The organism is Polynucleobacter hirudinilacicola (genome assembly GCF_002192535.1).
In the GTDB taxonomy this organism is placed as follows: Bacteria; Pseudomonadota; Gammaproteobacteria; order Burkholderiales; family Burkholderiaceae; genus Polynucleobacter; species Polynucleobacter hirudinilacicola.
In genome coordinates this window covers 563543-576900 of sequence record NZ_NAIA01000003.1, presented here as the reverse complement: position 1 = coordinate 576900, position 13358 = coordinate 563543, and the positions used below count along the sequence as shown (strand labels likewise).

11 protein-coding genes are annotated in these 13358 nt (G+C 47.1%); all 11 read right to left on the bottom strand.

The annotated features are described in order from the left end of the window. Positions 1 to 28: 28 nt before the first annotated feature. The 11 genes from B6A14_RS07025 to hisS all read right to left on the bottom strand — a co-directional run bounded on the left by B6A14_RS07025 (position 29) and on the right by hisS (position 13344). The gene (locus B6A14_RS07025) at positions 29 to 2245 is read right to left on the bottom strand and encodes a malate synthase G (RefSeq protein WP_087909781.1); all 2217 of its coding nucleotides are present in this window, start codon (positions 2243 to 2245) and stop codon (positions 29 to 31) included. Positions 2246 to 2297: 52 nt separating this feature from the next. Then, the gene (locus B6A14_RS07020; RefSeq protein WP_087909780.1) at positions 2298 to 3638 is read right to left on the bottom strand and encodes an adenylosuccinate synthase; all 1341 of its coding nucleotides are present in this window, start codon (positions 3636 to 3638) and stop codon (positions 2298 to 2300) included. 40 nt (positions 3639 to 3678) lie between these two features. After that, complete coding sequence (locus B6A14_RS07015) at positions 3679 to 4839, bottom strand: ATP phosphoribosyltransferase regulatory subunit (protein WP_087909779.1); 1161 nt, start codon at positions 4837 to 4839, stop codon at positions 3679 to 3681. Positions 4840 to 4859: 20 nt separating this feature from the next. Continuing rightward, positions 4860 to 5729 carry a protease modulator HflC gene (gene hflC, locus B6A14_RS07010; RefSeq protein ID WP_087909778.1) on the bottom strand — a complete coding sequence of 290 codons (870 nt, stop codon included), beginning with the start codon at positions 5727 to 5729 and terminating at the stop codon, positions 4860 to 4862. After that, on the bottom strand, positions 5726 to 7183 hold the full coding sequence (hflK, locus tag B6A14_RS07005) for an FtsH protease activity modulator HflK (RefSeq protein WP_087909777.1): 1458 nt from the start codon (positions 7181 to 7183) through the stop codon (positions 5726 to 5728). Before hflK ends, hflC begins: the two co-directional genes overlap by 4 nt. After that, positions 7173 to 8414, bottom strand: coding sequence for a GTPase HflX (gene hflX / locus B6A14_RS07000; RefSeq protein ID WP_269088052.1), 1242 nt, complete (start codon positions 8412 to 8414; stop codon positions 7173 to 7175). The genes hflK and hflX overlap by 11 nt, the downstream gene beginning before the upstream one ends. Beyond that, the gene (hfq, locus tag B6A14_RS06995; RefSeq protein WP_087909775.1) at positions 8407 to 8646 is read right to left on the bottom strand and encodes an RNA chaperone Hfq; all 240 of its coding nucleotides are present in this window, start codon (positions 8644 to 8646) and stop codon (positions 8407 to 8409) included. Before hfq ends, hflX begins: the two co-directional genes overlap by 8 nt. A 122-nt stretch (positions 8647 to 8768) precedes the next feature. After that, complete coding sequence (gene der / locus B6A14_RS06990; RefSeq protein WP_087909774.1) at positions 8769 to 10133, bottom strand: ribosome biogenesis GTPase Der; 1365 nt, start codon at positions 10131 to 10133, stop codon at positions 8769 to 8771. Then, the gene (gene bamB / locus B6A14_RS06985) at positions 10130 to 11296 is read right to left on the bottom strand and encodes an outer membrane protein assembly factor BamB (RefSeq protein WP_087909773.1); all 1167 of its coding nucleotides are present in this window, start codon (positions 11294 to 11296) and stop codon (positions 10130 to 10132) included. The genes der and bamB overlap by 4 nt, the downstream gene beginning before the upstream one ends. Then, positions 11296 to 11955 carry a YfgM family protein gene (locus tag B6A14_RS06980; protein WP_087909772.1) on the bottom strand — a complete coding sequence of 220 codons (660 nt, stop codon included), beginning with the start codon at positions 11953 to 11955 and terminating at the stop codon, positions 11296 to 11298. Before B6A14_RS06980 ends, bamB begins: the two co-directional genes overlap by 1 nt. A 60-nt stretch (positions 11956 to 12015) precedes the next feature. Then, positions 12016 to 13344, bottom strand: a complete 1329-nt coding sequence (hisS, locus tag B6A14_RS06975) for a histidine--tRNA ligase (protein WP_087909771.1) — start codon at positions 13342 to 13344, stop codon at positions 12016 to 12018. Positions 13345 to 13358: the final 14 nt, after the last annotated feature.

Sequence of the window (13358 nt, the reverse complement as noted above, 5' to 3'; positions counted from 1 at the left end):
TCCATTCTAAGGTGAGTCTCACATCAGATTACTTTGCTTGCGCCTGCTTTACCTTCAAACGCCAAGCATGCAGTAATGGTTCTGTATACCCGTTTGGCTGCTCAAGACCCTTAAAGATCAGATCGCTTGCAGCTTGATAGGCATATGAATCTTCATAGTTTGGCATCATTGGCTTATAAAGAGGGTCACCGGCGTTTTGTGTATCAACAATAGTGGCCATACGTTGTAGGGCTTCATTCACTTCCGCTTTAGTCACATATTTATGCAGCAACCAGTTGGCAATATGCTGACTGGAAATACGCAATGTTGCACGATCTTCCATTAAACCGACGTTATAAATATCAGGTACCTTAGAGCAACCAACACCCTGGTCGATCCAGCGAACCACGTAGCCCAAAATACCTTGGCAATTATTGTTGAGGGCTTCGCGAATCTCCTCTTTAGTCCAATCTGGATATAGCGCAATTGGTACTGTTAAGAGCTCATCAGTTAAAGCCTCATACTCAGCTGCAGTATCTAATATCTCCATATCCGCTTGGATCTTTGCAACATCAACCTGGTGATAGTGCATTGCATGCAAGGTGGCAGCAGTAGGCGATGGTACCCAAGCGGTATTGGCTCCGGCTAAAGGGTGCGCGCCTTTTTGCTCAACCATTTCTTTCATGAGATCAGGCGCAGGCCACATGCCCTTACCAATCTGTGCACGACCACGTAGGCCACAATCCAATCCTGCTAAAACGTTACGGCGCTCATAGGCTCCGAACCATTTAGCGATCTTCATTCTGCCTTTACGAACCATGGCACCGCCATACATTCCGGTATGCATTTCATCGCCAGTACGGTCTAAGAATCCGGTATTAATAAAGGCAACACGAGCCCCAGCTGCAGCAATCGCAGCTTTAATATTGACGCTCATACGGCGTTCTTCATCCATGATGCCCAGTTTGACTGTGTTCTCAGGCAAACCCAGTAATTTCTCAACGCGTCCAAAGAGCTCGCTTGCAAATGCCACTTCTTCGGCGCTGTGCATTTTTGGCTTAACAATATAGACAGAGCCTTTACGGGTATTGCCAATCGCTTGAGTCGCTGGACGATTGATGTCATACAAAGCAATCAAAACAGTTACCACTGCATCTAAGATGCCTTCGTAGATTTCCTTACCTTCGCCAGTAATAATGGCTGGGTTAGTCATCAAGTGGCCAACGTTACGCAGAAACAGGAGTGATCGGCCATGCAATGTGACAACGCCATCTTTAGCATTAACAGCGCCAATGCCTGCAGTGTATTTGCGATCTGGATTGAGCGTACGAGTAAAAGTCTTACCGCCCTTACTCACTTCTTCAACCAAAGTACCCTTCAGAATGCCCAACCAGTTCTCATAGGCAAGGACCTTGTCATCACCATCAACAACCGCTACCGAATCTTCTAAGTCCAAAATCGTTGAGAGCGCAGCTTCAAGGACTACGTCATTTACTCCTGCTGAATCAGCAGCGCCAATCGTTTTAGTCTTATCAATTTGAATATCAATATGAATGCCGTGATTGCGCAACAAAACAGATGATGGTGCAGAAGCATCGCCTTGATAGCCAACAAACTGCTTTTCATCCACTAAGCCAGTAGTACTGCCGCCTTTTAATTTCACGGACAGCTTTTTATCTACGACGCTGTATGCCACTACATCGCCATATAAAGCGCCAGCTAAAGGAGCGGACTCATCTAAAAACTGGCGCGCATAGGCAACCACCTTAGCTCCTCGAATAGGGTTGTAAGCACCATCCTTAGTAGCGCCATCTGCTTCAGAGATCACGTCTGTGCCATACAAAGCATCATACAAAGAGCCCCAACGAGCGTTAGCAGCATTTAAGGCATAGCGTGCATTTAATACAGGAACAACTAGCTGAGGTCCGGCTTGGAGAGCAAGCTCATCATCTACATTCTGAGTAGTAGCGGATATCTTAGTTGGCACATCATCGATATAACCAATTTCTTTCAAGTACTTGCGGTAAGCAGGCATATCCTTGATTGGGCCTGGATTGGCTTTATGCCAGTTATCCAAAGCCAGTTGCAAGCGATCACGTTTTGCCAGTAGAGCTTCATTTTTTGGCGTTAAGTCCTTAACAATGTCATCAAAGCCTTTCCAAAAGTCAGCGCTCTTGATGCCAGTTCCTGGAAGGACCTTGTCTTCAATAAAACGATAAAGAGGTGTTGCTACTTGAAGGCTATTACAGGTAGTGCGTGCAGTCATGTTATTTATTTCTTATACAAAAGTTAAAAATGGGTTGAATCAGTTATGTTTATTAACCCTCGAAAGGGTGTTGTAACAAGATAGTCTCATCGCGTTCTGGGCCTGTAGAAACCATCGCTATGGGTTTGCCAGCCACTTCCTCAATACGGCGCAAAAAGTGCTGAGCTTCGATTGGAAGCTTGTCCCACTCCCGAATGCCGAAGGTGGTGCCCTTCCAGCCTGGGAAATCTTCATAAATTGGTTCGCAACGAGCAACTGTCTCAGCGCCGCGTGGCAATACATCAAGCTTTTTGCCATCTAAGTGATAGCCGACGCATAAGCGAATCGTTTCAAAGCCGTCGAGTACATCTAGCTTAGTGATGCACAAACCAGAAAGTCCATTAATCTGAATCGAGCGCTTCAAAGCCGCAGCATCCAACCAACCTGTGCGGCGTGGGCGACCAGTTACTGAACCAAATTCTTTGCCAACTTCGGCTAAACGTATACCAGCGGGGTCTTGCCTAGCTGGATTGTCATGATCGTAGAGTTCACTTGGGAATGGGCCAGCACCAACACGGGTGCAATAAGCCTTTGTAATACCCAAGATGTACTGCAAAGAATCTGGGCCAACGCCTGAACCAGCGGCAGCATTACCTGCTACACAGTTGCTGGAGGTGACATAGGGGTAGGTGCCGTGATCGATGTCGAGCAATGTACCTTGCGCACCTTCAAACAAGAGATTTTGACCAGCTTGCTCAGCAGCGTAGAGCGCACTAGAGACATCCACTACCATTGGTTTAATGCGCTCTGCGTAAGACATGGCTTCTGCCAATGTCTTTTCGTAATTTACGGGCTCAGCACCATAGTAATTCGTGAGCATGAAATTGTGATATTCCAAGTTCTCACGCAACTGCTCAGCAAACTTCTCTGGATAAAATAAATCTTGAACGCGCAGTGCACGACGCGCTACTTTATCTTCATACGCTGGCCCAATGCCGCGGCCAGTGGTACCAATCTTTGCTTCGCCGCGTTTTTTCTCACGCGCATGATCAATCGCAACGTGATACGGCAGGATCAAAGTAGTCGCCTCAGAAATTTTCAGGCGGGATTGAACATCTAAGCCAGCAGCCTCAAGTTCGCCAATTTCCTTAAAAAGGGCTTCAGGGGATAACACCACGCCGTTACCGATATAGCAGATCACATCCTTATGCATGATTCCGGATGGGATCAGGCGAAGAATCGTTTTCTTGTCGCCAACAATGAGGGTGTGACCCGCATTATGTCCGCCCTGAAAGCGCACTACTGCTTTTGCATGATCAGTTAACCAATCAACTACTTTACCTTTGCCTTCATCACCCCATTGGGTGCCAATGACAACTACGTTACGACCTTTAGCTTGCTGCTTTGAAGACATATTGAAATCCAAAAAGATAATTACAAAATAGGTTAACTGTTTACTTTTTCTTTACTTCCCAAGAGCTGCCCTGCTTTACTAGCTCTCGGTCACATTCATATTCGGCGGCATCTACTTTTTCTCCTGCCATGACCTGAATCACCACTTCGCCAGAATCACGTAAGGCGGCAATCGCTTTACTCAAAGCAGCGTCTTCAAGCCAAGGTGCAACTATCGCCAACTTGCGCGCTTTGAGTGGCGACAGGTTGACTAAAGTCAAAAGATCCAATGAGAATCCAGTAGCAGGCCGGGAGCGGCCAAAAGCCTGGCCTACATGGTCGTAGCGCCCGCCCCTAGCAATGGGTTGTGGCAGCTTATCTACATAAGCAGCAAACATCACACCACTGTGATATTGATAACCACGTAGATCCGCTAAATCAATACTGATCTCCAATCCACTGGATGCACTCACTGCAGCAACTAAACGCTCGAGATCGGCCAATGCTTGATCGATAGCAACATGCTTAGGCAATGCTTTTTTTGCATTTGCCAATACTTCAGCGCAAGGACCATTGAGTTCAGTCAGAGCCATCAGTGCTTCAGTTGTTTTTGTTGGCAAACAGGCAGCCCACTTACTCAGACGTGGACGATCCTTACTTTGCAATAAACCATACAAAGCCTCAATCGCCTCTTTATCTAACTTCTGGTCTGCCAAGATACCAGTCAAGATGCCAGCATGAGATAAATCGAGATACACCTTATCCAAGCCTGCAATCGAGAGGGTTTTAAGGAGCAAAGTGATTGCCTCAAAATCAGCCTCCCAAGTTGCGCAGCCATAAATTTCTGCGCCCAACTGCAAATCTTCACGGGCAGAGCTTCCAACTGGTGTACGAGCATGCGCGACAGATCCGGCATAACAAAGACGGGTAACGCCAGCGCGATTTAATAAGTGCGCATCAATGCGAGCCACTTGGGGGGTAATGTCAGCGCGCAAACCTAAGGTGCGGCCTGACATCTGATCTACTAACTTAAAGGTTTGAAGATTGAGGTCTGAACCAGTGCCAGTCAATAAGGAGTCTAAGAACTCCAAAATAGGAGGGGCAACTAACTCATATCCATAAGACTCATAGAGATCTAAGATCGCACGGCGCAAAGTCTCCACCTTGCGTGCCTGTGCTGGCAAAACGTCTGCAATATCTTCAGGAAGCAACCAACGATTCATGATCTGGAGAATTTACTTTCTTATTTTTTGTGCAGGAACTTAAAGAACTCGCCATTAGGCTCAACCACCATGATGTCTTTCTTATCCTTGAAAGAGCTACGGTAGGCTTCTAAGCTTTGATAGAACTGAGCAAACTGAGCATCACGACCAAATGCCTCTGCATATAAAGCAGTTGCCTTAGCATCCCCTGCGCCTTTAATCTTTTGTGCATCACGATAAGCTTCAGCCAAAATCGTATCGCGTTGACGCTCTGCATTTGCACGAATCTTGTCAGACTCAGCAGCACCGGTTGAGCGCAATTCATTGGCTACCCGTTTGCGCTCCGCTTCCATGCGGCGATATACAGAATCACTGATCTCAGCCAAGAGATCAACGCGCTTCAGACGCACATCCACAATCTCTACCCCAATATCAGCGGCATCATCAGCTACTTTTTTACGAATACCTTGCATCACCTCTTCGCGCTGATCCGAAATCAACTCACGGACAGTTCGCTTGGTGAACTCTTCATTCAAAGCAGAGCGCACTAATTGCGTCAGACGATCTTGCGCCAAGCGCTCATCACCCTTAAAGCTGATGAAGAACTTGCGAGGATCAACAATGCGCCATTTCACATAAGAATCCACCAAGAGATTCTTCTTCTCAGCAGTAATAAAGCGCTCTGCTTCCGGGTTATCAATGGTCAAAATGCGACGATCAAAAAAGCGTACGCTCTCAAATGGCGCGGGTAGCTTCATACGCAAACCGGGCTCTTCAATGACGCGAACGATCTGACCAAATGAAAACACCACTGCAAATTTACGTTGATCAACAATAAAGATGCTAGAAGACAGTACATACATCAAGGCAATAAAAGCAATGCCTGCAGCAATTAAGCGATTTGCGTTCATTGTCTAGACTCCCGATCACGACTGCGAAGCCCATCGCGCTTATCAGCGGAGCTTCCTGTTGATTGCACTGGATTGTTGATGCCGGTTGCACCACCTACTGTCACGCTTCCAGTTGGAGTTGATATACCAGATTGGTTTACTTGAGAACTAGCAGCTTGTGCACTCTCAGCACTAACTTGAGCAACAATCTTATCAAGGGGTAAATATAAGAGGCTATTGCTCTTAGTGGTATCTACCAAAATCTTAGTGACGTTGTTATACATTTCGCGCATGCTATCAATGTACATACGATCTCGTGTGACTTGCGGCGCCTTGGAATACTCAACCAAAATTTGTTTAAAGCGAGTAGCGTCACCTTCTGCAGTAGCTACCACCCTCGCCTTATAGCCTTCAGCCTCCTGAATCAAGCGAGCTGCAGTACCTTTAGCACGAGGAATGATGTCGTTAGCATATGCTTGACCTTCGCTCTTCAGACGCTCTTGGTCTTGACCAGCCTTCACTGCATCATCAAACGCAGCTTGTACTTGCTCAGGTGGTTGAACATTTTGTACCGTCACACTCGTGACGTAAATACCGCTCTTGTAGCTATCGAGAATTTTCTGGATTGAGTTCGCCAGATCAATACCAATCTTTTCACGCCCTTCGTAGAGCACGGTATCCATCTTGCTACGCGCTACGATTTCACGAACGGCAGTTTCAGCCGCTTGCACTACTGTGGCATCTGGATCGCGATTATTAAACAGGTAATCCGTTGGATCTTTGAGGCGATATTGCACAGCGAAGCGCACGTCGATGATGTTCTCATCTTCTGTGAGCATAGAAGAATCTTTTTGATTGGTGGCCTTAATTAATACTGGGCGGCCAACTTCAACCGAACGAACACCAGAAAGATTGACTGTTTCTTCCGCCTGAATTGGCCAAGGCATACGCCAGTTAATACCAGGCTTAGCGGTGTAATCATATTTACCAAACGTCAGAATGACGCCAGCTTGGCCTTCTTGAATAATAAAAAAGCCACTGCAAACCCAAATGAAGAATACGGCTGCAGCGCTAATCAGGATGCTAGCTTTGGAACCAAATGGATTGGTGAAATTAAAGTTTGGCGCACTCATGCCACCATTTCCGCCTCCACCGCGCTGTGATGGCGGGGGAATATCAGTGCTACTTGGCTTATTGCTTGGCTTACTTGTTCCAGCGCCTGGCCTTTTCTTGCCACCAAATATGCCAGCAATTCGGTCATTGAAATCGCGCCAGAGTTCGTCCAAATCTGGAGGACCAGATGGCTTATTAGGCGAATTTGTTGGTGGAGTTTCGGTTGGCTTATTAGTATCCGGCTCTACTTTTGGAGCTTGATCGCCGCCCTGCCCATCTTTAGCATCTTTAGATCCGCTGTTGTGACTGTTGCCCCAACCTGGATCATTGACCGAAAAGAGGCCTAGAAATTTACGCATCATTTGAAAAGTAGCCTCGGTTTGGAATCGAATTAAATTCAGAAGTTTCTGGTCGTTCGGGTAATGGTTCTAAAAACTCATCCGGGGCCAACTGCTTCTTGGCACGGTTGTGTTCGACCCTTATTCTATCAGTCATTTGAGAGCATTCAGCCAGGGCCGAGCGGAGCAAATCAAGACCCACGCCCGTCCTGGCCGATAGGAAAACCTGGCTTGGAAAACCTAAGCCATCCCGCTCTAAAACCGCTCCACGGGTAAAGGTTTGGGGCATCTGGTCTATCTTGTTCATTACCTCAATCCTGGGAATCTCATCAGCCCCAATTTCCTCCAAAACCGCCTCAACTTCAGCCTTTTGCTCCCTGGCAACTGGGCTACAGGCATCAATTACATGCAAAATCAGGTCGGCATGGATGGTTTCATCCAAAGTAGCCCTAAAGGCCTCGACTAGCTGGTGAGGCAAATCTCGGATAAATCCCACGGTGTCCGAAACCACAATTGAGCCCACCCCCTCTAAATGCACCTTTCTGGAGGTGGTATCTAAGGTAGCAAAAAGCTGATCGGCTGCATAAGTCCCTGCTTTTGTAAGGGCATTAAATAAAGTCGACTTACCAGCGTTGGTATATCCCACCAAAGAAACCGAGAAGACATCTTTACGATTACGCGCCCTCCTCTGGGTTCTTTGTTGACGCTGGAGCTTCTCGAGTTCGTTTTCTAAACGCTTTGCTTTTGTTGCTAGCATCCGGCGATCTAGCTCCATCTGAGTTTCGCCTGGTCCGCCACGCACACCAATACCACCCCGTTGACGCTCTAAGTGGCTCCAAGCGCGCACCAAGCGAGACATGCGATAGCGCACTTGCGCTAACTCTACTTGCGTCTTACCAATATGACTTTGCGCTCTTTGACTAAAGATATCCAAAATTAAACCCGTGCGATCCATCACATGACGATCAAGATGACGCTCTAGGTTACGTTGCTGTGTTGGAGAAAGTGGATGATTAAAGATCGCCAACTCTGCGTTCTGCTCTTCCATCACACGCTTGAGTTCATTGGCTTTACCGGATCCAATAAATAAAGCAGGATCAGTTCTGCCTTTGCGAGCAATCACACTAGCTGTGGGTATAGAACCAGCACTATCAGCCAAAAGACTGAGTTCGGCCATGCTGTCTGCAAAATCTTCGCGTCCCGTGTCAACGCCAACGAGAACGGCGCGTGCCGCATCTACTCCAGTTTTATACAGGGCTAGCTTCTTCTATGCGGAAATCAATCGCACGAGCAGGAACGATCGTCGAGATTGCATGTTTGTAAACCATCTGTGTAACTGTGTTGCGCAGTAGTACGACATATTGATCAAAGGATTCAATATTGCCTTGCAACTTAATACCATTGACAAGATAGATCGACACAGGAATGTGCTCTTTACGCAGGGCATTGAGAAATGGATCCTGAAGTAATTGAATTTTGTTGTTCATACTGCTCCTTATTGGTTTTTTAATTAGGGAGTCTTGCTTTTTTTAATGAAATATTACTTTTACAAATTAACCTTACCGAGCCTTCTATATTGAGCTTAATTATAAAAAAATCAAGTCCAAATTTACCGCTTTTTACCTTTTTTACCCTTATCCGCATCCACATAGGGGTTTTTGGCGGTGTTCATCTGAATCCTTAAAGGGGTGCCCCGCAACTTGAATACATCTCTAAAGCGCCCTTCCAGGTAACGCTTATAACTATCGGTTACGCCACTCAATGATGTTCCATGAATAACCACGATTGGGGGATTCATGCCCCCTTGGTGTGCATAACGTAATTTCGGACGGCCCATGCCAACCCGTTTGGGTTGTTGATGCTCAATGGCTTCTTGCAGAATGCGAGTCAAACGTGGGGTTGGCAATTTAGCCATCGCGGCTGCATAGGCAGCGTCCACATCCTTAAACAACTCTTTGAGGCCTGTTCCTTTTTTCGCTGAGATCGGATGGACATTTGCAAAATCTAAGAAGCGTAATTTTTGCGCAATCTCTAAACGCGCACGTTCTTTAACGTAGGAATCAATGCCATCCCACTTGTTCACAGCAACGACTAATGCACGACCTGCTTCAACGATAAATCCCGCAATATGCGCATCTTGCTCTGAGATATCTTGCTGCGCATCGAGCATCAGGATCACCACATTACAGTCTGCAATCGCTTGTAATGTTTTAACCACTGAGAACTTCTCAATTGCCTCAAATACTTTGCCACGACGGCGCAGGCCAGCCGTATCAACCAATATATATGGTTTGCCATTACGCTCAAAAGGCACTTCAATCGCATCACGGGTTGTGCCGGGCATGTCAAATGCAATCACCCGTTCTTCACCGATCAACTTATTAATCAAGGTCGATTTACCAACGTTTGGTCGACCTACTACCGCAATTTTCATTGGGCGATTTGGATCGTTTGCCAATTCCTCTTCATCAGGCTCAGCAATGCCCAAAGAATCTAAGGCGTCATCGATTAATCCGCGAACACCGTCGCCATGGGCAGAAGAGATTGGAAATGGCTCACCTAATCCAAGTTCATGAAAGTCTGCAGTGACAACACCGGCCTGCATACCTTCCGTTTTATTGACCGCCAAAATGATTGGACGACCGGTCTTGCGTAAGAAGTCTGCAATAACGCGATCTTGTGGTGCCATACCTAGGCGACCATCTACCAAGAAGATCACAATGTCAGATTCGGCTACAGCTTGCTTAGTCTGCTTTGCCATCTCAGCAACAATGCCGGTCTTGGCAACAGGCTCAAAGCCACCGGTATCGACACAAATAAATGCGCGCTCACCGATACGACCTTTGCCGTAATGGCGATCCCTTGTGAGCCCTGAAAAATCTGCTACTAGGGCATCGCGCGAACGGGTTAGGCGATTAAAAAGTGTCGACTTCCCAACATTGGGGCGGCCGACAATAGTGATGACTGGATTCATTTAGGACTATACGCCGTGATTTTTCCACCTTGAGATTGAATCAAGATGAGTCCGCCTACCGCAATTGGAGCAGCGGAAATTTTGTTACTGTCGTGACGAATACGCGCGACCATCTCGCCATTCGCCTGTGCGAATGCATGCACATAACCCTGTGCATCACCCATGAGTAAAACTTTACCAACCGCCAAGGGCTCACCTAAATCACGGAATGTGAGCTGGGTATTTTCCCAAACTTGTGTACCGTCTTTAGTAGCAAAGGCAGTCACATGGGATTTTTCGTTAGCCGAGAAAACCATCTCAGTACTTTGAGAGGTGCCGGTATAGCTCGAGTAATCTTTAAACCATAAGAGATTTCCGGTACGCGCCTGACCACAGCCAATGCGGCCCTGGTAAGAGACTGCGCAGATAATGTCGCCTTCCATACTGGGTTTAGCAGTGACATCATTTAAGCGCTCGATTTCCGAGAAGCCTTTCGGAAAGGACACAGGGGTTTCCCAAACTAAACCGCCATTCGCGATTGCAATCATGCCAAAGCGGCCACCAGCAAAGCCGGTCACAATCACTTCATTCCCAATTGCCAGCATGCCGTAACCAACGCGCAGCGATAAAGCAGATTGTTGGCGCTGATAAATCCACTTACGTACACCCGTTTGCGCATCCAAACCGATAAAACGATTATCAAGTGCTCGCACAATCACTACTCCGCCAGCAACAATAGGCTCACTCAAGACTTCACTGCTAACACTGACTTTCCAAATCTGCTTGCCAGTATCGTCATAGGCATAGACGGTGCCACGGGTACTCACAGCAACTGTAGTACGACCATCAGATCCAGGGCCAATGGATAAGCGCTCAGGAACGGAAGCCTCCCAAACCTTATTGCCTGTGGCTAAGTCAATCTTTGCCAAGTTACCGCGGTGTGAAGCTGCATACACAGCATCGCCAGCCACGATTGGATGAAAATTAAAGCCTTCAGAAGAGCCAACGCTGGTTGACCATACCTGTTGCATGTCAAACTGATTGGTCACCGCTGCTAACTCAGAAGGCTTGCGGACGCGAGAACTGCCAGAACACGCAATCAATGCTGTCGCAACTACACCCACAAGGATAGTGGTGCTAGCAAGTCTTAGCAGACGTTTCATAGCCTTGATCTTTACAGTCATCACTTAGTCACCCCTCCAACGGCATCGAGCTTCACCTTCAAGAGACGGCGCGCTTCTTCTGGGAATTCTTTAGCTTGGTCTAATTTTTTCCATGCATCTTCGTAGCTTTTTTTAGCATCAGCATTTTTCTTCTGCGCTAAATACCAGTCGCCACGTCGCTCTAGCCATAAAGCTTCAAAGCCCGTAATTGGGCTTTCCTTCAGAACTAGATCAGCTTCAGCGAAATCTTTTTCACTACCCTGCTCAATGAGCTGAGCCACTAGGCGTAATTTTGCTAAGGCCAAGTAACCATCATTCGATGCATTCTTAGCAGCCCAACGTAAGTAATCGAGGGCCTTTGCACTATCACCTGCATCAGATGCAATCCGTGCAGCAATCAAACTCGACATTGCTGCATAAGGTGTGCGAGCAAAGTCTTTTTGCAAATCATCGGCAGCGCGCAAGGTCTGCTCTTTATCGCCCTTGGCAATGGCGCTCACCATCGTTTCGTAAAGCTTGGAAGCTTCCAAAGCTTGGTTATTACGCCACCATCCATAACCACTGTATGCAGCATAGGCAAACAAGACAACCGTCAGAACACCAGTAATCAAATTACGATACTTTTGCCAAAATGCTTTAAGTTGGTCTAACTGTTCTTGTTCTTCTAGATCTAAAGGCATGTGAATCCAAGCTAATTAATAAGGGTTTTATTGCGATTAAGTGCAATCAATAGACTCATTCTATTCGGAGGCGCCCACCAAGGCATCAATTACGGCCTCTAGTACCCCATCGAGAGGGACGGCCTTTTGCTCGCCACTAGCTCGCAAGTCTTTGATCTGAGCCTCATTCTTGGCTAATTCGTCTGGGCCAATGATGACTGCAAAGGCTGCTCCACTAGCGTCGGCCTTCTTCATTTGTGACTTAAAGCTGGCAGATTGGCCATCTGGTGGGCAGAACAGGATGGTATCGATACCAGCACTGCGGAGACGCTCGGCAATGATCATGGCAGCAGTTAAGGTTTCGCCGCCCTGATGCAAGACAAAGATATCGCATTGGGATTGCGCCTCTGGCAATGATCCTGAGACTTTCATGAGCTCTAAAACACGCTCCATTCCCATTGCCCAACCACACGCAGGGGCGGCTTTACCACCCATACGCTCAATGAGTGGATCGTAACGACCGCCGCCGGCAATCGTACCTTGTGCACCCAACTCATCTGTGACCCACTCAAATACAGTGAGGTTGTAATAATCCAAGCCACGTACTAAGCGCGGATTAATCTTGCAAGGAATATTGTTCGCTTTAATTAACGCCTGCACTGCATTGAAATGTGCAAGAGATTCTTCGCCCAAGAAATCTAATAACCTTGGTGCACCCTCAATCAATGCCTGCATCTCTGGATTTTTAGAATCCAAAATGCGTAGAGGATTGCTCATCAGGCGACGCTGTGAGTCTTCATCTAGCTGCGATTTATTTTTCTCAAAGTAAGCTACCAGGGCAGCGCGATGCTCTGCACGCTCATTAGCCTGCCCTAGAGAGTTAATCTCCAAGCGCACACCTTTTAATCCCAACTCATCCCAAAGACGTTGTCCCATGAGAATAATTTCAGCATCGATGTCAGGACCAGCAAAACCTAAAGCTTCAACGCCAAACTGGTGGAACTGGCGATAGCGACCACGCTGTGGGCGCTCATGACGAAACATTGGGCCGGTATACCAAAGACGCTTAGGTCCTTCGTACAGCAAATTGTTTTCAATCACAGAACGCACTAATGCAGCGGTACCCTCGGGACGCAAAGTGAGTTGCTCACCATTTAAGCGATCCTCAAAGGAGTACATTTCCTTTTCAACAATATCGGTCACCTCACCAATACCCCGCTGAAATACTGCCGTTGCTTCAACAATCGGTGTTCGTAAGAACTCATAACCATAAGCACGAGTTAAATCCCGCAGTACATGATCAAGATGAGCCCACTGCGCAGCATCGGCTGGCAGCAAATCATTCATGCCGCGTACGCCATTGATCTTTTGCGTCTTTTGGATTTTGTCTGGCTTGTTTTGATCAGTCATTTTTATTTTTATTT